Source organism: Micromonospora sp. WMMD723, from assembly GCF_049863385.1.
Classification (GTDB): Bacteria; Actinomycetota; Actinomycetes; order Mycobacteriales; family Micromonosporaceae; genus Micromonospora; species Micromonospora wenchangensis.
Genome location: NZ_JBMKNR010000001.1, coordinates 5,084,469 through 5,103,624, shown reverse-complemented (window position 1 = coordinate 5,103,624; position 19,156 = coordinate 5,084,469). Strand labels below are relative to the sequence as shown.

Below are 19,156 nucleotides of genomic sequence, written 5' to 3'. Positions count from 1 at the left end.
CGGCGCGTGGGGGCACGCGTCGCGGACAGGAGGAGCATCATGCGTCCAGCAGGCATTTCCCGGTCGTCCCGACTGGTGTCGACGGTGCTCGCCGCCGTCGTTCTCGGCGCGACGGGGTTCGCCGCCCCGGCCTCGGCGCACCTGTCGGCGCGGCGGGACGCGGTCGGTGTCACCACCATGAGCGTCGGACGGTTCGGGGCGACGGTCGCCGTGCTGCTGGGGCTCGCCGGGGTGGTCGTCGCAGGGTTGGCGCTGCGCCGGCCGACCGCCGCCGGGCGGCGCGGCGGCGTGCTGGCCGTGACGGCGGGGGTGGTCGGGGTGGCCCTGGGTGGGCTGGTGGTGGCCTCCGCGGACGGTGGCGTCGGAACCGGCAACGGACGCGGCGGCGGCTACGTCGCCCTGGTGGTGGGGCTGCTCGCCGCCGGGCTGGGTGCGCTGGCGCTGGCCCGTCGACGCCGCGTCGGGTGAGCCGGCCGGGCCGGCGGGCGCGGGGACGCCCGCGCGGGTCCGGCCCGCCCGCCACGGCCGGCCGCCGGATGCCCCGGCCGCCGTGGCGGGCGGTGGGGTCACCGGGCCAGCGCGACCGCGCGGGGCACGATGCCCCCGGCGTCGAAGGCCGGCGGCAGGCCGAGGTCACGGTCGATGACCAGCCACAGCCGGATCAGGTCCCGCTTGCGTTCCGGCTCCGGGTAATCCTGGTAGTCGGTGCGCGCGTGCATGATGGTGTAGTTGTTGAGGAACTGGATGTCGCCGGGGGCGAAGTTCATGTTGAGCACGAACTCGTCGGAGTTGTCGAGTTCGTCGAGCAGGTCCATCGCCTCGATCTGGGCGGGGGTCAGGTCGGGCACGCCCTCGCCCCGGGGGGCCGACTCGATGTACGCGCGGCCGTAGTGCGCGAACAGCTTGCCGTCGTCGTTGCGGCCGAAGATCGGGCACTGGAAGAAGCTCTCCGGGCCGTTGCCCGAGCGGCGGTCGTGCCACCAGTCGGCGTACAGCACCTCGGCCAGGTCGGGGCGGCGGCGGACGATCTCGTCGTGTACCGCGACCGCGCTGACGATCGTGCTGACCCCGCCGGACATGGCGGGGCGGATGCACAGCAGCCCGACCACGTCGGAGGAGTCGGCGTGGTAGTCGAGCCGGGCGCTGGTCTGGAAGCCGCGCACCAGCGGGTCGTCGCGGTCGACGCCCTGGTCCCGGATGTGGATGAGCAGGTCGTCCTCGGTCTTCTGGTGGATCGGGATGCCCACGTGCAGCCCGATGCCCCAGTACATCAGCTCGGCCTGCCGTTCGGTCAGCCGCTCGACCGGCACCCCGCGCACCAGCACGAAGCCGCGACCGTCGACCAGTTCGTCGACCACGCCCGCGAGCACCGGGGCGAGCGTGGGCAGCACGAAGTTCTCCTTCGTGACGTCCCGCAGGCCGACGTCGGGTCGGTCGACCGCCGCCAGGGCGGCCATGAGTTCGGCGACGTGCGCGTCGGTCAGTTCGATCTTCCATTCGGTGCTGTCCACGATGTCCGGTCCCCGCCATGCCGCGGGGCCACCCACGATCTCGACCACATCAGATCCTTTCCTCGATGACTGTTCAGGACATCCGTGCGTAGGCGGGCAGGGTGAGGAACTCGACGAACTCGTCGGCCAGGCTCACCTCGACCAGGAGCTCCCGGGCGGCGGCGTAGCCGGCGGCGTCGAACGCCGGTCCCCGGGCGGCGGCGATCGTGGCGGTCTCCTCGTCGATCACCTGCTCGACCAGGTCCCGGGTGACCGGCCGCCCGTCGGCCAGGACGACGTCGTTGTGCACCCACTGCCACACCTGGGAGCGGGCGATCTCGGCGGTGGCGGCGTCCTCCATCAGGTTGAAGATCGCGACCGCGCCCAGGCCGCCGAGCCAGGCCGCGAGGTACTGCAGGGCGGCGCTGACGTTGTTGCGCAGGCCGGCCTCGGTGACCTGCCCGCCGGCCGACCGGACGTCGAGCAGCGCGGCGGCGTCGACCGTGACGTCGTCGCGGGTGCGGTCGAGCTGGTGCGGCGCGTCGGCCAGGAAGCCGTCGAAGACCTCCCGGCACAGCGGGACGAGGTCCGGGTGCGCCACCCACGACCCGTCGAACCCGATCGTCGCCTCGCGGGTCTTGTCCTCACGGACCTTGGCCAGGGCGGTGGCGTTCACCTGGTCGTCGCGGCGGCTGGGGATGAAGGCCGCCATGCCGCCGATGGCGTGGGCGCCGCGCCGGTGGCAGGTCCGCACCAGCAGTTCGCAGTACGCCTGCATGAACGGCGCGGTCATGGTGACCGAGTTGCGGTCGGGCAGGACGAAGTCGGTGCCCCGGTTGCGGTGCTTCTTGATGATGCTGAACAGGTAGTCCCACCGGCCGGCGTTCAGCCCGGCCGAGTGCTCCCGCAGCTCGTGGAGGATCTCGTCCATCTCGAACGCGGCCGGGATCGTCTCGATCAGCACGGTGGCCCGGATGGTGCCCTGCGGGATGCCGTGCTCCCGCTGGGCCCAGACGAAGATGTCGTTCCACAGTCGGGCTTCCCGGTGGCTCTCCAGTTTGGGCAGGTAGAAGTAGGGCCCCCGGCCGGCGTCGAGCTGCCGCCGGGCGCAGTGGAAGAAGTAGAGCCCGAAGTCGACGAGCGCGCCGGCCACCGGTTGCCCGTCGACGTGCAGGTGCTTCTCGTCCAGGTGCCACCCTCTGGGCCGCACGACGATGGTCGCGAGGTCGTCGCCGAGGGTGTAGGACCTGCCGTCGGGGGTGCCGAAGTCGATGGTGCGGTCCAGCGCGTCAACGAGGTTGAGTTGACCCGAGATGACGTTCTCCCAGGTGGGGGTGATGGCGTCCTCGAAGTCGGCGAGCCAGACCTTGGCGCCGGAGTTCAGCGCGTTGATCGTCATCTTGCGGTCGGTGGGGCCGGTGATCTCGACGCGACGGTCCACCAGGCCGGGGGCCGGGGGCGCGACCCGCCAGTCCGCGTCGCGCACGTGCGCGGTCTCGGGGAGGAAGTCGAGCACGGCCCCGGCGTCCAGTTCGGCCTGTCGGGCGACGCGCAGCGCGATGAGTTCGTCGCGTCGGGCCCCGAAGCGGCGGTGCAGTCCGGCGAGGAAGGCCACCGCCTCCGGGGTCAGAATCCGCTCGGATCCCGGCACGGCCCGACCGGTGATCGTCACGTCCACGTCCTGCTGGTTGGTCACGGCTGAACCTCGCTGTTCGATCGCCAGTTTCCTGCGCCCGGGTCGCGGTGCTGCTCATGCGGGTCGTCGGCCGGGGCAGTCTGTATCAAAAAGAGAGACGCCATCTCGGATAGCGATAGATTTACCCATCATGCAGGTGCTGTCAACCCCACGCCACGGTGGCCGCGACGGCACCACACCGGCCGTGAGGTGCGCGAACGCGGGCCAGGGGCCGCATGGATCGCTTGACAAGATGCCGTCTCGCATAGAGTATTTCGGCACCCGTCAACGCAGCTCCACCGTCGGCACGGCCGCCACCCTTCCTCGTGCCCGTGACCGAGGCGCCGGTCATCCCGCCGCCTGCCGTGAAGTCCTGGCGACACCGGCCCGCGTCATCCACCACGTCCGATCGGCGACACCGGTCGGGTACCGCCGCACCCTCCTCATCCCCCACCAGGCCCCGTCGACGATCGCGGATCACCGCCGGCCCCACCTGCGGCGTCCGCGGCGTCGGTGTCCGCGCCGGCCGAGGCGCACACCCCCTCGGGATGCCTGTCAACTCACTGGAGGACATCCCCATGGCTTTCTTCTCTGTGGACTCGAAGGCACGTACCCCGGGAGACCGGGCCGCCGACGGACCCCGTCACGGACACGACCGCGCCCCGCACCGCCGCCGGCACGGTGGACCGCTGCGGCGCGGACGGCTGGGCGTCGCGTTGGTCGCCGTCAGCGCGCTCGCCCTGTCCGGCTGCTTCTCCGACGGTGGATCGAGCGCCCCCGCCGACGCCTCGCTCGGCGAGCCGCTGAAGGTCACCCAGATCGGCTTCCCCAACGAGATCACCCTGGTCTGGGCGCTGAAGAAGGGCCTCTTCGCCAAGCACGGCATCGCGGTGGAGCCGGTCACCCTCGCGTCCGCCTCGTCCGCCGTCGCCGCCGCCGACTCCGGCCAGGTCGACCTGGCCTTCTCCGGCGGCTGGGGGGCCATCGTGGCCGCCTCGCAGGGGGTCAAGGTCAAGATCGTCATGGGTGCGTACTTCAACCCCACCCCGCCCGACCCGACCCGCAGCCGGGGCGTCTTCGCCAGTACGAAGAGCAGCGCGAAGACCTACTGCGACCTGGTGGGCAAGACCGTCGGGGTCACCGAACTCAACGGTCCCGGCCAGGTCTACACCAGCGCCGCCGTCCGCAGGGCCGGCTGCGACGACAAGAAGATCAAGTACGTGAACATCCCGAGCGCGCAGATGGCCACCTCGTTGAAGGGCGGCGCGGTCGACGCGATCAACGCCAGCGGGGCGATCGGTCAGACCCTGGTCCGCGAGGGCGGCGCGGTCTGGCTCGGCGAGCCGTACGCCGACGTGCAGGGCCGGATCAACTACGCCGACTACGTCGCCTCGGAGAAGTTCGTCGCCGGCAACGCCGACCGGATCGCGAAGTTCCGGGCCGCCATGGACGAGTCGCTGCGCCAGATCAAGGACCCGGCCAACGAGGCGGAGTGGCAGCAGATGGCGGCCGACTTCGGCAAGACGACAGTCGAGGCGATCCGGGCCAGCCAGTTCGAGGAGCTGTCCAGCGAGGTGGACCGCGCGGCGCTGCAGAAGATGGCCGACCTCGCCCACGAGTTCGGCGCGATCAGCACCAGGGTCGACACCTCCGGCCTCGTCCACGAGTCGGCTTGATGGACGCCGTCCGCATCGCGCTGCGGCGCGGCGAGCCGATGCTCTGGGGGGTGGCGGGCCTCGGCCTGCTGGTCGCCGGCTGGGCCGCCGTCGCCGCCGCCGGGGTGGTGCCCGCCTCCGGGCTGCCCGGCCCGGTCGCCGTCGGGCGGGCGTTCGCCAGCCTGCTCGGCGACGCCGACTTCGTCCGGGAGTACCTCGACACGCTCGCCACCTGGGCGGTCAGCCTCGGCCTCGCGGTGGTCATCAGCATCCCGCTGGGCCTGCTGATCGGCTACCTCGGACCACTGGCCCGGGCCAGCTCCCTGGTGATCGACATCGGGCGGGCGATGCCGGTGGTGACGCTGATCCCGGCGGCGATCGTCCTGATCGGGCTGGGCCCGCAGATGAAGATCTCGGTGGTGACCTTCTCGGTCTTCTGGATCCTCCTGGTCAACACCATCTACGGGGTACGCAGCGTCGAACCGCTGGCGCTGCGGGTGGCCCAGGCGCTGAAGTTCGGCCGGGTGGAGACGATGCGCCGGGTGCTGCTGCCGACCACCCTGCCGTACGTGGTGACCGGCATCCGGATCGCCACCGGCATCGCGTTCGTGGTGACCCTCAGCGCCGAGCTGCTCGGGGCCACCACCGGCGTCGGCACGGTGCTCGTCAGCTACCAGGAGGCGCAGCGGGCCGACGCGGTCTACGCCGGGGTGCTGGCGGTCAGCATCACCGGCATGGTGCTCAACATCGCCGCCCAGCTCACCGAGCGACGCGTCATCCGCTGGCGTCCGTCCGGGCAGGAGTAGACAGTGCGCAGGTTCCTCATCCGAGTGGTGTCCTACACGTGGCTCGTGCTCGCCCTGGTGCTCGTGGCCGAGGTGCTGCTGCGCTGGCGGGACTCGTCGTTCACCCCGCCGCCGAGCCGGGTCGCCGGTGCGTTCGTCGACCTGTGGTGGAGCGGGCCGGCGCACCGGCTGTTCGCCTCCGACGCGTTCGTCGCGGACGTCGGCGCGAGCATGTTCCGGTTGCTCGTCGGCTACGCCCTGGCGGTGTCGGTGGGCACCGTGGCCGGCGTGGCGCTGGGCCGCAGCCGACGCCTGGAGTGGCTGTGCGCGCCGGTGGTGCGCCTCGGCGTCGCCACCCCGGCGGTCGTGCTCATCCCGATCGCGATCGTGCTGCTCGGGATCAACGACCGGATGCCCATCTTCGTCATCGCGTTCGGCTCGATCTGGCCGGTCGTGTTCAACACGATGGACGGGGTGGCCAACGTCGACCGGCTGGCCCTCAACAGCGCCCGCGCGATCGGGCTGCGGCGGGTGGACCGCTTCCGGTTCGTCGTGCTCCCGGCGGCGCTGCCGCGCATCCTGGCCGGCGCGCGGGTCAGCCTGGGCATCGCGGTGGTCCTGATGGTCAGCTCCGAGCTGTACGCCTCCACCTCGGGGGTCGGCTACCAGATCCTGCTCCAGCAGCAGAAGTTCGACACCCCCCGGATGTTCGCCGGGGTGGTGATGGCCTGCGCGATAGGCATCCTGTTCAACGCACTCTTCGGCCTGTACGAGCGGTGGGCGCTCCGCGGGCGACCGACGGTAGGGAGATCGGCATGAGCGACCCGCAGCACACCCCGGCCGCGCTGGTCGTGGCGGGACTGTCCAAGACGTACACCACGAACGGGGTCGACCACCTGGCGATCGAACAGGTCGACCTGGAGGTGCACGCCGGCGAGTTCGTCTCCATCGTCGGGCCCTCGGGCAGCGGCAAGACCACGTTGCTCAACTGCATCTCGGGGCTGATGCGACCGAGCACCGGCGAGGTCCGGTCGTTCGGTGAGACCATCGGCGACGGCCCGTCCGAGGACATGGCGATCGTGTTCCAGGACTACAGCCGCTCGCTGTTCCCCTGGCTCACCGTCGAGCGCAACATCGGGCTGCCGCTGCGCCGTACCGGGGCGAGCCGGGCCACCGTGAGCAGCGCGGTGGACAGCCTGCTCGCGGCCGTCGGGCTGCCCCGATCGGTGATCGGCAAGTACCCGTGGCAGCTCTCCGGCGGCATGCAGCAGCGGGTCGCCATCGCCCGCGCACTGATCAACAAGCCGAAGATCCTGCTGATGGACGAGCCGTTCGCCTCGGTCGACGCGCAGACCCGGATCAGCCTGGAGGACCTCACCCTGCGGGTGTGGCGGGAGTGGAACAAGTCGGTCCTGTTCATCACCCACGACATCGACGAGGCGGTCTACCTCTCCGACCGGGTGGTGGTGCTCAGCAAGGGCCCGTCGACGGTGAAGGCGACCGTGGACGTGCCACTGCCCCGCGACCGCGACCAGATCCTCACCAAGCAGGAGCCGCTCTTCGGCAAGCTGCGCAGTGAGGTGATGGACCTCGTCATGGGCCACTGACCGGGCCGCCGCGGGCCACCGGGACCGTCCCGCCGACGGGCGGCCCGGCGGCCCCCGCGGGCGGGTCGGCCGTCGGCACCGGCCGGACGGGGGTGCGACAATCTGACGGGGTGACCGCCGAACAGCCCGTCCCCGACGTCCGCACCCCCCGGGCCCAGCACGGGTCGAGCCCGCAGCACCTGCTGGCCACCCTGCTCGGCGAGTACCTCGACTCCGCGGACGCCGACCTGCCGTCGGCGGCGGTCATCGCGATGCTGCGGGAGTTCGGGGTCACCGAGCCCAGCGCCCGTGCCGCGCTGTCCCGGCTGGTCAAGCGGGGTCTCATCGCCGCCCGGGGCGACACCCGGCCGCCGGTCTACCACCTCACGCCCGCGGCGATCGCCAGGCACCGCTCCCGGATGCGGCACTTCCTGACCTTCGGCGCGCAGCCGCCGCCCTGGACCGGCGACTGGGTGCTGGTCTCCTTCTCGATCCCCGGCTCCGGGCGGGCGGCCCGGCACGCGGTGCGCCGGGCGTTGACCGCCCACGGCTTCGTGGGCCTCTACGACAGCGTGTGGATCAGGCCGGGGGTCGACGCCGCGCCGGTCCGGGCGGAACTCTCGGCGCTGCTGGACCCCGTCGAAGGGGCCCGCTGGTCGGTGCTGCACGTCCGGTTCGACGAGGAGGCCGGGCCGCACGGCCCGGCCGCCGCATACGACCTGACCGGGCTGGCAGCCGGCTACGCGGCCTTCGTCGCGCGGTTCGCGCCGGTGCGGGCGGCGGCCCGTCGCGGCACCGTCGATCCGGCCACCGCGCTGGTGGCGCGGACCTCCGCGATGGACGCCTGGCGGCGGTTCGCCGACACCGACCCGGATCTGCCCGCGCACCTGCTGCCGCAGCCCTGGCCCCGTGGTCAGGCCCGGGAGACCCTCCTCGACGTCCACTGCCGGCTCGGCGCGCTCGCCCGGACCCGGCTGGTCGAGGTGACCGCCCCGCACTGGCCGGACGCCGCCCGGTGGATCACCCACTTCGACGCCCCGGGCGACCCCGCTCGACCGGAGCCGGTGGGCGTCCCGCGCCGCACCGGCTGACCGTTTCCGCACGGGCGTCGCACCCGGCCCGCCAGGCGGGCAACACATTGACACTTTTCGTTACCCCGGTGATAGTAACTGCATACCGCGACCGCCTGTGGGGACTGCGGCCGGGCGGTCGACGCGTCCACGTCGGCCCGCCCCGTCGCCGGTGCTGACCACCCTGGTCGGGCCCGGCGGCAGACCCGCCACCGCAGGGGTGCCACCGCCGACACCCGCAGGAGGGTGCATGCCAAGGAGATCGAAGCTCTACGCGGGCCTGACCGCCGCGCTCGTGCCGGCAGCCGCCGTGCTGATGGCCCTCGGCGCGACGCCGGCCGACGCCGCAGTGGGCGGCTCGGGGCCCTACCCCGCCGACTACGAGACCTCGACCAGCCTGCCCAACCACACCATCTTCCGGCCCCAGACGCTGCCGGCCGAGCGCCTGCCCATCCTCGTGTGGGGCAACGGCGGCTGCTCGGCCAACGGCCTCTCGCAGGGCAACTTCCTGCGCGAGATCGCCTCGCACGGCTTCCTGGCCATCGCCAACGGCGGCCCGAACGCCTCCGGCTCCACCAACTCGCAGATGCTCACCCAGTCCATCGACTGGGCGGTGGCGGAGAACTCCCGCCAGGGCAGCAAGTACTACAACCGGATCGACACCGGCAAGGTCGCCGTCGCCGGCTTCTCCTGCGGTGGCCTGGAGGCGTACGCCGTCTCCAACGACCCGCGCGTCACCACCACCGGCATCTTCAGCAGCGGCCTGCTCAACGACGCCGACGACTACCAGCTCCGGCGGCTCACCAAGCCGATCGCCTACTTCGTCGGCGGGCCCAGCGACATCGCCTACCCCAACGCCATGGACGACTGGGGCAAGCTGCCCGCCGGGCTGCCCGCCTTCATGGGCAACCTGAACGTCGGGCACGGTGGCACCTACGACCAGCCCAACGGCGGCGAGTTCGGCCGGGTCGCGGTGCTCTACCTCAAGTGGCGGCTCAAGGGCGACACCACCGCCGGCAGCAACTTCGTCGGCGCGAACTGCGGGCTGTGCCGCACCCAGTGGACCGTCCAGCAGAAGAACCTGACGCTCGACGGCCCGCCCCCCACCACCCCGCCCCCCACCACCCCACCACCGACCACTCCCCCGCCCACCACCCCACCACCGACCACTCCGCCGCCGACGACGCCCCCGCCCACCACTCCCCCGCCCGGCGGCGCCGGCTGCACCGCCGTCTACGCCGTGCAGGACCAGTGGAACGGCGGGTTCGTCGCCAACGTCAGCGTCACCGCCGGGTCCACCGCGCTCACCGGCTGGCGGGTCACCCTGACCCTGCCGGGCGGCGCAGCGGTCAGCTCGGTGTGGAACGGCGTCGCCACCGGCACCAGCGGCACCATCACCGTCACCAACCAGAGCTACAACGGCCGGCTCGGTGCCGGGCAGAGCACCAGCTTCGGGTTCCAGGGCACCGGAAACGGCACCGGAACCACCGCCACCTGCACCGGAAGCTGACCGGCGCGCCCGCCGCGCGGGCGGGTCGCACGGTGCGGCGGGCCGGTACCGGGTACCGGCCCGCCGCACCGTGCTCTAGGGTGCCGGCATGACCAGCGCACCCCGGGAGGCGGAGACCCGCATCGGGCCGGTCGGCGCGCTGCTCTGCCGGCTGCTCTTCGTGGCCATCTGCCTGCCCGGCCCGGTCCTGCTCGCCGCCGACGTGACAGGCGACCTGCCGGTGTCACCCGGGGAACGTTGGGGGCTCGTCGCCGGCGGGGTGTTCACCACCATCGTCGGGGTCGGCTTCGGCATCTTCGGCTGGCGGGTGGTCGACCGGTCCCGCAGCGACGCCCACCGGCTCGACGCCACCGGGGTCGCCGCCACCGCCGAGATCCTCACCGTGGCGCACCACCTCGGCGGGGAGGGCCCGGAACTCGACCTGCACCTGCGGATCAGCGGGCCCGGCTTCGCCCCCTTCGAGGCGGACACGGTCCGGCCCGACGACCCGGGACTCGTGCCCGGCCGGCTGCTGACCGCCGTCGTGGACCCGGCGAGCCGGCTCTACCGGGTCCGGTGAGGACGCCGGGCCCTCACGCCCCGCGCAGGTCCTCCTCGATCCGCCTGGCGGTGGCCAGCAGCGGCGGGAGCAACTCGCGCCGGATCAGCTCGAACGACCCCCGCGAGGCGTGCGCGGACAGGTTCACCGCCGCCACCACCGACCCGTGCGGGCCGTGGATCGGCGCGGCCAGCGACCGCAACCCCTCCTCCAGTTCCTGGTCCACGATCGCGTACCCCTGGGCGGCGATCTTCGTCAGGACGGCCCGCAACCGCACCGGGTCGGTGACGGTGCGCCGGGTCAACTGGTGCAACCGCGCGGTGGCCAGGTAGTCGTCCAACCGGTCCGCCGGCTGCGCGGCGAGCAGCACCCGACCCATCGACGTGGCGTAGGCGGGGAACCGGGTGCCGACGCTGATCCCCACCGTCATGATCCGTCGGGTGGGTACCCGGGCGACGTAGACCACCTCGTCGCCGTCGAGCACCGACACCGAGCAGGACTCGTGCACCTGCGCGACCAGCGCCTCCATGTGCGGTTGGGCGATCTCGGGCAGGCCCAGGCCGGACAGGTAGGCGTAGCCGAGGGCGAGGATCCGCGCCCGCAGCGAGAACAGCCGGCCGTCGGTGTGCACGTACCCCAGCTCGACCAGGGTGAGCAGGAACCGGCGGGCCGCGGCCCGGGTCAGCCCGGTACGGCGGGCCACGTCGCTCAGGGTGAGCTGCGGATGCTCGGCGTCGAACGCCCGGATCACCGCGAGCCCACGCTCCAACGACTGCACGAACTCCGGTGACCGTGCCGCCTGACCGCCCACCTCACCCAGCCTCCCGCCGCAGGGCCTCCCGGGCCACCGTGAACGCCCGGTTCGCCGCCGGTACGCCAGCGTAGACGCCGACCTGGAGCAGGACCTCCGCCACCTCCTGTTCGGTCAGCCCGTTGCCCAGCGCGGCCCGCACGTGCATCGCCAACTCCTCCTCGTGGCGCAGGGCGGCGAGCACCGCGAGGGTGATGCAGCTACGGGTACGCCGGTCGAGGCCGGGTCGGGTCCACACCTCGCCCCAGGCGTAGCGGGTGATGAAGTCCTGGAAGTCGGCGGTGAACGCGTCGGTGCCGGCGACCGCGCGGTCGACGTGCGCGTCACCGAGCACCTGCCGACGTACGGTCATGCCGGCCTCGTGCCGTTCGCGGTCGTCCATCAGTCACCCGCCTGGTCGAAGTGTTCCCGCAGGAGTCGGCCCACCCGCCCGGGTCGCTCGACGTTGGCCAGGTGGGCCGCCGCGTCGAGGACGACCAGCCGCGCCCCGGGGACCCGCTCGACGATCTCCCGGGCGTGCCCGACGGGGATCGCCGGGTCGTCCGCACCGGCGACGACAAGCGTCGGCACGCCGATCCGGCCCAGGTCGGGGCGCAGGTCCAGGGCGGCGATCGCCTCGCAGCAGGCCGCGTAGCCGGCCGGGGAGGTCGCGGTCAGCATGGCGCGGTAGCCGGCCACCAGAGCCGGGTGGGCGGCGGCGAACGGCGGGGTGAACCAGCGGGCCAGCACCGCGTCGGCGATCGCCGCCAGGCCGGCCGCGCGGACCGTGGCCGCCCGTTGCCGCCACGGGTCGGGCGGGCCGAGCCGGGCCGAGGTGCACAGCAGGGCGAGCCGGCGCACCCGGTCGGGCGCGTGGGCGGCGAGCCACATGCCGACCATGCCACCCAGGGACAGCCCCGCGTAGTGGACCCACGGCACGTCGAGGTGGTCCAGCGTCCGCAGCACCTCCCGGCCCAACAGCTCCACCGTGTACGGCCCGGCGGGCGTCGCCGAGCGGCCGTGGCCCAGGTGGTCGTACCGGATCACCCGGAACCGTCCGGCCAACGCCGCGACCTGGGGTTCCCACATCGCGCCGGTGGTACCGAGGGAACCGCCGAGCAGCAGCACCGGCGCGGTGGGCGGGCCGTCGACGGTTAGGTGCAGGCGGGAGGTCACGATCCGGCGTCCCGGGCGACGGCCAGCGCGGCGTCGACGAACCGGCCGGCCGACCCGAGCCACCGGTCCGGGTCGAGCGCCTCGTCGATCTCCGCCCCGGACAGGTGGGCGCGGATCTGCGGGTCGGCGAGCAGCGCGGCGCGGAACGCGGGTGCGGCGGCAGCGCGGGTGACCAGGTCGTGCGCGACGTCGCGGCCGACGGCGGGGGCCAGCCGGGCGGCGACGGCCTCGGCGAGCACCCGCCCGCCGGTGGCGTCGAGGTTCGCCCGCATCCGGGCGGCGTCGACCCGCAGCCCGCCCAGCAGCCGGGCGGACCGGGCGGTGGCACCCCCGGTCAGGTGCAGCAGGTCCCGCAGCGGCTCCCACTCGGCGTGCCAGCCGCCGGCGGCCCGTTCGTGCTCCTGCACCGCCGCGGCGAACAGGGTGGCGACGAGGCCGGGGCCACGGCGGGCGGCGGCCCCGACCAGGATCGCGTCGACCGGGTTGCGTTTGTGCGGCATGGCGGAGGAGCCGCCGCGTCCGTCGCCGCCCTCGGTGACCTCGCCGACCTCGGTCTGGGCGAGCAGTCCGACGTCGAGGGCGACCTTGCCGGTGGCCGCGAGCAGGCCACCGAGCGCGGCGGCCAGATCGAGTCGGGGCTGCCGTCGGGTGTGCCAGGGCAACGCGCTCGCGGGCAGCCCCAGGTGGGCGGCGAACCGGGCGGCGACGTCGGGGCCGGCCGGGCCGAGCGCGGCGAGGGTGCCGACCGCGCCGCCGAGTTGCGCGGGCTGCCCGCCGCCGGCCTGCCGGAGCCGGTCGCGGGCCTGGGCCAGGCCGGTCAGCCAGCCGGCGGCCTTGAGTCCGAACGTGGTGGGTGCCGCCTGCTGGCCGAGGGTCCGGGCGACCTGCACGGTGTGGCGGTGGGTGTCGGCGAGCCGGGCGGCGGCGTCGACGGCGGCGTCGAGGTACGGGCGCAACGCGTCGAGCGCCCGGACGGCCAGCAGGCTCAGCGCGGTGTCCAGGATGTCCTGGCTGGTCGCCCCGAGGTGCACCCAGGGTCGGGCCGGGGCGGGCACGGCGGCGGTCACCTCCCGCACGAGGGGGACGACGGGGTTCCCGGCGGCGTCGGCGGCCCTGCCCAGCGCCGCCGGGTCGTACCGCCCGGTGTGGCACGCGGTGACGATCGCGTCGGCCGCCGGGGCGGGCACGAGGCCGGCGTCGGCGCCGGCCCGGGCGAGCGCGGCCTCCGCGTCGAGCAACGCCCGCAGCAGGGCGCGATCGTCGAGTTCCGCGTCCACCGCCGGGCTGCCGGACAGGCCGGAGAGCAGGCCGTCAGACGGCGAAGAAGACGGTCTCACGGTCGCCCTGCAGATGGATGTCGAAGCGGAACCCGTCCGGTGCGGCGCTGGCCAGCAGCGTGTCCCGACGGTCGGCCTCCACCCCGGAGAGCACCGGGTCGACGGCGTTGGCCGCCTGCTCGTCGGGGAAGTAGAGCCGCGTCACCAGGCGGTGCAGCAGCCCCCGGCCGAGCACCGACAGGGTCAGGTGCGGGGCCTCGGTGCCGCCGTCCGGGTCGGGCAGCGGCCCCGGCCGGACCGTCAGTAGCCGGTAGCACCCCTGCTCGTCGGTCTCGCTGCGGCCGAACCCCCGGAATCCCGCGAGCCGCGGCGGCCGGGCCCCGCGCGGGTCGTCGGGGTGGTCGAACCGGCCGTCCGGGTCGGCCTGCCAGCTCTCCACCAGCGCGTCGACCACGGGTTCCCCGGTGCCGTCGACGATCCGGCCCCGGATCCAGAACGCGCCGGGGGTGCCCTCGGGGACGACGTACGGGCCGTCGGGCCAGTGCAGGCCGATGCTCAGGTACGGCCCGACGGTCTGCGCCGGGGTGACGCCCAGCCGGTCACTCATGGTCGCCGTCCTCGAAGGGGGTGCCCTCCCGGCCCCGCAGCACGATGTCGAAGGCGTAGGCCAGCGCCCACTCGGGCTGCGTGGCGGCGTGGTCGTAGCGGGCGACCAGCCGTTGCCGGGCCATCGGGTCACGCACCGAGTGCAGCACCGGGTCCTGGAAGAACAGCGGGTCGCCGGGGAAGTACATCTGGGTCACCAGCCGCTGGGTGAACGCCCGGCCGAACAGGGAGAAGTGGATGTGCGCCGGCCGCCAGGCGTTGTCGTGGTTGCGCCAGGGGTAGGCCCCCGGTTGCACGGTGACGAACCGGTAGCGCCCCTGGTCGTCGGTGAGCGTCCGGCCCACCCCGTCGAAGTGCGGGTCGATCGGGGCCGGCCAGGTGTCGCGGGCGTGGCGGTAGCGTCCGGCGGCGTTGGCCTGCCAGATCTCGACCAACGTACGCGGCACCGGCCGGCCGTCGCCGTCGCGGACCCGGCCGTGCACGATGATCCGCTGCCCCTGTGGTGACCCGTCGTGCTGGCGGGTCAGGTCGTGGTCGAGGTCGCCGAGGCGTCCCTCGCCCAGCAGCGGCCCGGTGATCTCGGTCAGCCGCTGCGGCAGGTGGGCCAGCGGCTGCCGGGGCGCCCGCGTCACGGTCGACCGGTAGCCGGGGCTGAACAGCGGCGGGTGGGCGTCGACGTCGTCGCGCCGGTACACCGGCAGCGGCAGCCGGCGGCCGGTGGTGTCCTCGGTCATGGTCGGCTCCCCTCGGCCGTCGCCCGCAACGCGCGCAGCACCGCCAGCTCGTGTGCCGTGGGCGGTTCGTTCGTGGTCAGCGGCTCGGCGACGGCGAGGTCCCAGCCGGTGGCGGCCCGCGCCTGCTCCCGGCTCACCCCGGGGTGCAACCGGGTCAGGGTCAGCTCGCAGCTGACCGGGTCGGGTTCCAGGACGCCGAGGTCGGTGATCACCAGTCGGGGGCCGCCGCCGCGCAGGCCGAGCCGTTCCCGGTCCCCCGGGCCCGTGCCGTAGCCGACCGAGGTGACGAAGTCGACCCGCCCGGTGAAGGTGCGCGGGTTCTGCCGGACGATCACCACGACCTCGCGGCAGGAGGCGGCGATCTCGGGTGCCCCGCCCGCGCCGGGCAGCCGGACGGCCGGGGTGGCGTAGTCGTCGCCGACGACCGTGGTGTTGAGGTTGCCGTACCTGTCGAGTTGGGCCGCGCCGAGGAAGCCGACATCGATCCGGCCGGGCTGGAGCCAGTAGTTGAACACCTCGGGCACCGACACGACCGCGTCGGCGGTGTCGGCGAGGACACCGTCGCCGATGGACAGCGGCAGCCGGTCCGGTTTCGCGCCGAGGCAGCCGGACTCGTAGACGAGCACCAGGTTCGGGGCGTGGGTGGCGCGGGCGAGGTTCGCCGCGGTGCTGGGCAGTCCGATCCCGACGAAGCAGGCGACGCCGTCGCGGAGCTGCCGGGCGGCGGCGACGGTCATCATCTCGTCGGCGGTCCACCCGGCCGGCGGGGGCGGGCCGGTCACGTCGGCCTCCCGGGGTGGGGGGCGGGCCGCGCGGTCACGCCGCCGCCCCGGCCCGGTGCACGTGCCGGTCGAGCCAGGCGCGGAAGGTGTCGCGGTCCCGGCTGACGGCGTCCCAGGCCCGGTAGTAGTCGTTGTCCCGGACCGAGTAGCCCTGGGCGTAGGAGGGGTGGGCGCCGCCGGGCACCTCGGCCACGGCGGTGACCGCCCAGCCGGGCAGTACGACCTGCCCGGGGACGGGGGTCAGCTCGGGCACGACCTCCTCGACGGTGACCAGCGACCGGCGGGCGGCGAGCACCGCCTCCTTCTGCACGCCGGTGATGCCCCACAGCTGCACGTTGCCGGCCCGGTCGGCGCGTTGGGCGTGCACCACGGTCACGTCGGGGCGCAGGGCCGCCACGGCGGTGAGGGTCTCGCCGGTGAACGGGCAGTCGACCGAGCTGACGTTGGCGGTGTGCCGGGGCAGGTCGGTGCCGGTGTAGCCACGCAACACGGCGAACGGCAGGCCGGACGCGCCGGCCACGTAACGGTTGGCCATCCCGGCGTGGCTGTGTTCCTCCAGCTCCAGCGGGCGCGGCCAGGAGTGCTGCACGGCGTCGCGGAACCGGTGCAGCGATCCCACGCCGGGGTTGCCGCCCCAGGAGAAGACCAGCCGGCGGGCGCACCCGGCGCCGATGAGCTGGTCGTAGACGACGTCGGGGGTCATCCGGACCAGGGTCAGCTCCTGCCGTCGCTGGCGGATGATCTCGTGACCGGCGGCGAACGGGATGAGGTGGGTGAAGCCCTCCAGGGCCACTACGTCACCGTCGCGGACCAGTTCCGCCACGGCCTGCGCCAGCGGGACGAGCGTCGCCATGGGCCTCCCGCCTCACCTCGGACCGGTGTTCGCCATGCGGACCGTCGTGCTCATGTCGAACGTACGACCGACGGCGACATCCGTCAATGTCCACCCCGGACCCCGGCATCGGGACGACCATCGTCCGGGCAGGGCGTTGACGGGAGCCGGGTCGCGTGCCAACGTTCAATGAGAGAACACCCGTTCGCCAAGCGAACGCTTTCGGTGGCCCGCCGCCGGGCCCCGGTGTCGGGCCGGCGTCCAGGAAGGACGGACCGGGATGCGTACCCAGGTCGGCATCGTCGGCGCCGGGCCGGCGGGGCTCATGCTGTCGCACCTGCTGCACCGGCAGGGCATCTCCTCGGTGGTGCTGGAGAGCCGCAGCCGCGAGCACGTCGAGCACCGGCTGCGCGCCGGGGTGCTCGAACAGGGGTCGGTCGACCTGCTGTGCCGCACCGGCGTCGGCGAGCGACTGCTCCGCGAGGGGCTGCGGCACGAGGGCATCGAACTGCGCTTCGCCGGGGAGTCGCACCGGGTGCCGATGACCGAGCTGACCGGGCGGGCGATCACCGTCTACGGGCAGCAGGAGGTGGTCAAGGACCTGATCGCCGCGCGCCTCGCGGCCGGCGGCACGATCCTGTTCGACGCCGGGGTGACCCGGCTGGACGGGCTCGACTCCCCCGACCCGGTGGTCCACTACCGACGCGACGGCCGCGACGAGGAACTGCGCTGCGACTTCGTGGCCGGCTGCGACGGGTTCCACGGGGTGAGCCGGGGCGCGGTGCCCGACGGGGTGCTGACCAGCTACGAGCGGGCGTACCCGTTCGCCTGGCTGGGGGTGCTCGCCGCCGCCGCGCCGGCCGTGGAGGAACTCGTCTACGCCCACCACGACCGGGGTTTCGCCCTCTACAGCATGCGCTCACCGCAGGTCTCCCGGCTCTACCTCCAGGTCGCCCCGGACGAGGACATCGCCGCGTGGCCGGACGAACGGATCTGGGCGGAGCTGCGGGTCCGGCTGGAGACGGTGCCGGGCTGGTCGCTCACCGAGGGGCCGGTGCTGGAGAAGTCGATCACCCCGATGCGCAGTTTCGTGGTGGAGCCGATGCAGTGGGAGCGGCTGTACCTGGCCGGGGACGCCGTGCACATCGTCCCGCCCACCGGGGCCAAGGGCATGAACCTGGCGCTGGCCGACGTGGCGCTGCTCGGCGAGGCGTTCGCCGCGTGGTACTCCCACGGCCGCACCGACCTGCTGGCGGGCTACTCGACCACCGCGCTGCGCCGGGTCTGGCGGGCCCAGCACTTCTCCTGGTGGATGACCTCGATGCTGCACCGGCTGGCGCACGACGACCCGTACGAGGCGAAGTTGCAGACCGCGACGCTGCGGTACGCCGCCACCTCGCGGGCGTACGCGACGAGCCTGGCCGAGAACTACGTGGGCCTGCCCGAGGTCTGAGCGACGCCACCACGACGCAACGTCGTTCAACTGATTCATGACGGGCGTCAGAAATTCTTGACTTTCGATGTCGGGGTGGCTGACCATGGCCACCACAGCGGCGTGCGCCCCCACGCAGCGGTTGGTTCCCCCCGCAGGTCCGAGGCATCCCGCCGACTTCCGACGCACCCCACCACCCCCGCCCAGGAAGGGCCTCGTCAATGAAGAAGGTCATGGCTCTCGGGTTGATCGCCGCCGCGGTCGCCCTCACCGGATGTACCGACTCCGACGCCTCCACCCCGTCCGCGCCGACCTCCGGCGACCTGCGCAAGGTCCGGGTCGCGGCGCTGCCGATCACCGAGACCGCCGCGCTGTGGGGCGGCATCAAGGCGGGCCTGTTCGCCGAGCGCGGGCTCCAGGTCGAGGTGCTGCCCGCCCAGGGCGGCGCGCAGGCCATCCCGGCGCTGATGAACGGCGACATCGACTTCGCCATCGGCCAGCCGTTCGGCCCGTTCCGCGCCGACCTGCAGAACCTCGGCGTCGTCATCATCGGCAACTACGCCTCCTCGTACGCCCAGGGCGACGACATCAACGCCGTGGTGGCCTCGGCGAAGTCGGGTGTCACCCGGCCGGCCGACCTCGCCGGCAAACGGGTCGCGGTCAACAGCCTGGGCGCGGCCGGCGACGTCACGATCATGGCGGCGGTGGAGAAGGACGGCGGCGACCCCAGGAAGGTCAAGTTCGTCGAGGTGGCCTTCCCGGACGCCCCGGCCCAGCTCGCGGCGGGCAACATCGACGCCGCCTGGGTGCCGGAACCCTTCGTCACCCAGCTGAAGGGCCGGGGCGACAGGTTCGTCGTGGCGCCCTACCAGGCGGTGGTGCCGGGCCTTGCCACCCTGACCACCATCACCACCACCGCCCGCCTCGACAAGGACGCCGAGCTGGTCGAGGACTTCTCCGCGGCGATGAAGAAGACCCTCCAGTGGGCGCAGGACCCGGCCAACGCGCCGGCCCTGCGGCAGGCCATCAAGGACAACCTCCAACTACCGCCGCCGGTGGCGGAGTCGGTCAGGCTGCCGGCGTTCGGCTGGGACGTCGACCGGTCCAGCCTGCAGACGCTCGCCGAACTCGCCGGCAGGTACCGGGTGCTCGACCGGCAACCCGACCTCGACCGGCTCATCCGCCAGCAGTAGCCGACCCGGCGTCGCCCGGCGGCCC

General features: G+C 73.4%; 20 protein-coding genes. 10 read left to right on the top strand and 10 right to left on the bottom strand.

Annotation, left to right across the window (positions count from 1 at the left end; translation table 11 throughout):
- Window positions 1-39 precede the first annotated feature (39 nt).
- Window positions 40-468, top strand: coding sequence for a DUF6223 family protein (locus ACN261_RS22230; protein ID WP_425851939.1), 429 nt, complete (start codon window positions 40-42; stop codon window positions 466-468).
- A 98-nt stretch (window positions 469-566) separates the two neighbouring features.
- Here ACN261_RS22230 and ACN261_RS22225 read toward each other — a convergent pair whose 3' ends face one another.
- The gene (locus ACN261_RS22225) at window positions 567-1,511 is read right to left on the bottom strand and encodes a TauD/TfdA family dioxygenase (RefSeq protein WP_421481598.1); all 945 of its coding nucleotides are present in this window, start codon (window positions 1,509-1,511) and stop codon (window positions 567-569) included.
- Window positions 1,512-1,584: 73 nt separating this feature from the next.
- A complete protein-coding gene (gene aceB, locus ACN261_RS22220; protein ID WP_425853636.1) occupies window positions 1,585-3,168 on the bottom strand; it encodes a malate synthase A in 1,584 nt (527 codons plus the stop codon).
- Window positions 3,169-3,743: 575 nt separating this feature from the next.
- On the opposite strand from aceB, the gene ACN261_RS22215 reads away from it, so the two are divergent.
- From ACN261_RS22215 to ACN261_RS22185, 7 genes are all read left to right on the top strand, one after another.
- Complete coding sequence (locus tag ACN261_RS22215) at window positions 3,744-4,841, top strand: ABC transporter substrate-binding protein (RefSeq protein WP_425851936.1); 1,098 nt, start codon at window positions 3,744-3,746, stop codon at window positions 4,839-4,841.
- Window positions 4,841-5,626, top strand: coding sequence for an ABC transporter permease (locus tag ACN261_RS22210; RefSeq protein WP_421481595.1), 786 nt, complete (start codon window positions 4,841-4,843; stop codon window positions 5,624-5,626). The genes ACN261_RS22215 and ACN261_RS22210 overlap by 1 nt, the downstream gene beginning before the upstream one ends.
- Before the next feature lie 27 nt (window positions 5,627-5,653).
- The gene (locus ACN261_RS22205) at window positions 5,654-6,424 is read left to right on the top strand and encodes an ABC transporter permease (protein ID WP_421481594.1); all 771 of its coding nucleotides are present in this window, start codon (window positions 5,654-5,656) and stop codon (window positions 6,422-6,424) included.
- Window positions 6,421-7,212, top strand: coding sequence for an ABC transporter ATP-binding protein (locus tag ACN261_RS22200; protein ID WP_421481593.1), 792 nt, complete (start codon window positions 6,421-6,423; stop codon window positions 7,210-7,212). Before ACN261_RS22205 ends, ACN261_RS22200 begins: the two co-directional genes overlap by 4 nt.
- A 110-nt stretch (window positions 7,213-7,322) precedes the next feature.
- Window positions 7,323-8,282 (top strand): PaaX family transcriptional regulator C-terminal domain-containing protein, encoded by a 960-nt coding sequence (locus tag ACN261_RS22195; RefSeq protein ID WP_425851934.1) that lies wholly within the window; start codon window positions 7,323-7,325, stop codon window positions 8,280-8,282.
- A gap of 229 nt (window positions 8,283-8,511) precedes the next feature.
- Window positions 8,512-9,771 (top strand): cellulose binding domain-containing protein, encoded by a 1,260-nt coding sequence (locus ACN261_RS22190; protein WP_421481591.1) that lies wholly within the window; start codon window positions 8,512-8,514, stop codon window positions 9,769-9,771.
- Between the two features lie 88 nt (window positions 9,772-9,859).
- Window positions 9,860-10,330 (top strand): hypothetical protein, encoded by a 471-nt coding sequence (locus ACN261_RS22185; RefSeq protein WP_421481590.1) that lies wholly within the window; start codon window positions 9,860-9,862, stop codon window positions 10,328-10,330.
- A gap of 13 nt (window positions 10,331-10,343) precedes the next feature.
- Here ACN261_RS22185 and ACN261_RS22180 read toward each other — a convergent pair whose 3' ends face one another.
- Genes ACN261_RS22180 through ACN261_RS22145 form a run of 8 tightly spaced genes read right to left on the bottom strand, consistent with a single transcriptional unit; the run spans window position 10,344 to window position 16,527 of the window.
- On the bottom strand, window positions 10,344-11,120 hold the full coding sequence (locus ACN261_RS22180) for an IclR family transcriptional regulator (protein WP_421481589.1): 777 nt from the start codon (window positions 11,118-11,120) through the stop codon (window positions 10,344-10,346).
- A gap of 1 nt (window position 11,121) precedes the next feature.
- Complete coding sequence (gene pcaC, locus ACN261_RS22175) at window positions 11,122-11,502, bottom strand: 4-carboxymuconolactone decarboxylase (protein ID WP_088642633.1); 381 nt, start codon at window positions 11,500-11,502, stop codon at window positions 11,122-11,124.
- On the bottom strand, window positions 11,502-12,275 hold the full coding sequence (gene pcaD / locus ACN261_RS22170; RefSeq protein ID WP_425851931.1) for a 3-oxoadipate enol-lactonase: 774 nt from the start codon (window positions 12,273-12,275) through the stop codon (window positions 11,502-11,504). The genes pcaC and pcaD overlap by 1 nt, the downstream gene beginning before the upstream one ends.
- Window positions 12,272-13,612, bottom strand: a complete 1,341-nt coding sequence (gene pcaB, locus ACN261_RS22165; RefSeq protein ID WP_425851929.1) for a 3-carboxy-cis,cis-muconate cycloisomerase — start codon at window positions 13,610-13,612, stop codon at window positions 12,272-12,274. Before pcaB ends, pcaD begins: the two co-directional genes overlap by 4 nt.
- Complete coding sequence (pcaG, locus tag ACN261_RS22160; RefSeq protein ID WP_421481586.1) at window positions 13,587-14,159, bottom strand: protocatechuate 3,4-dioxygenase subunit alpha; 573 nt, start codon at window positions 14,157-14,159, stop codon at window positions 13,587-13,589. Before pcaG ends, pcaB begins: the two co-directional genes overlap by 26 nt.
- The gene (pcaH, locus tag ACN261_RS22155; RefSeq protein ID WP_421481585.1) at window positions 14,152-14,892 is read right to left on the bottom strand and encodes a protocatechuate 3,4-dioxygenase subunit beta; all 741 of its coding nucleotides are present in this window, start codon (window positions 14,890-14,892) and stop codon (window positions 14,152-14,154) included. Before pcaH ends, pcaG begins: the two co-directional genes overlap by 8 nt.
- Complete coding sequence (locus ACN261_RS22150; protein ID WP_425851927.1) at window positions 14,889-15,674, bottom strand: CoA-transferase subunit beta; 786 nt, start codon at window positions 15,672-15,674, stop codon at window positions 14,889-14,891. Before ACN261_RS22150 ends, pcaH begins: the two co-directional genes overlap by 4 nt.
- A 34-nt stretch (window positions 15,675-15,708) precedes the next feature.
- Window positions 15,709-16,527, bottom strand: a complete 819-nt coding sequence (locus ACN261_RS22145; RefSeq protein WP_425851925.1) for a CoA transferase subunit A — start codon at window positions 16,525-16,527, stop codon at window positions 15,709-15,711.
- A 259-nt stretch (window positions 16,528-16,786) separates the two neighbouring features.
- Between ACN261_RS22145 and ACN261_RS22140 the strand changes: the two genes are divergently transcribed.
- Both ACN261_RS22140 and ACN261_RS22135 read left to right on the top strand, forming a co-directional pair.
- Window positions 16,787-17,959 carry a 4-hydroxybenzoate 3-monooxygenase gene (locus ACN261_RS22140; protein ID WP_421481583.1) on the top strand — a complete coding sequence of 391 codons (1,173 nt, stop codon included), beginning with the start codon at window positions 16,787-16,789 and terminating at the stop codon, window positions 17,957-17,959.
- Between the two features lie 212 nt (window positions 17,960-18,171).
- Complete coding sequence (locus ACN261_RS22135) at window positions 18,172-19,131, top strand: ABC transporter substrate-binding protein (protein WP_425851923.1); 960 nt, start codon at window positions 18,172-18,174, stop codon at window positions 19,129-19,131.
- Window positions 19,132-19,156 lie beyond the last annotated feature (25 nt).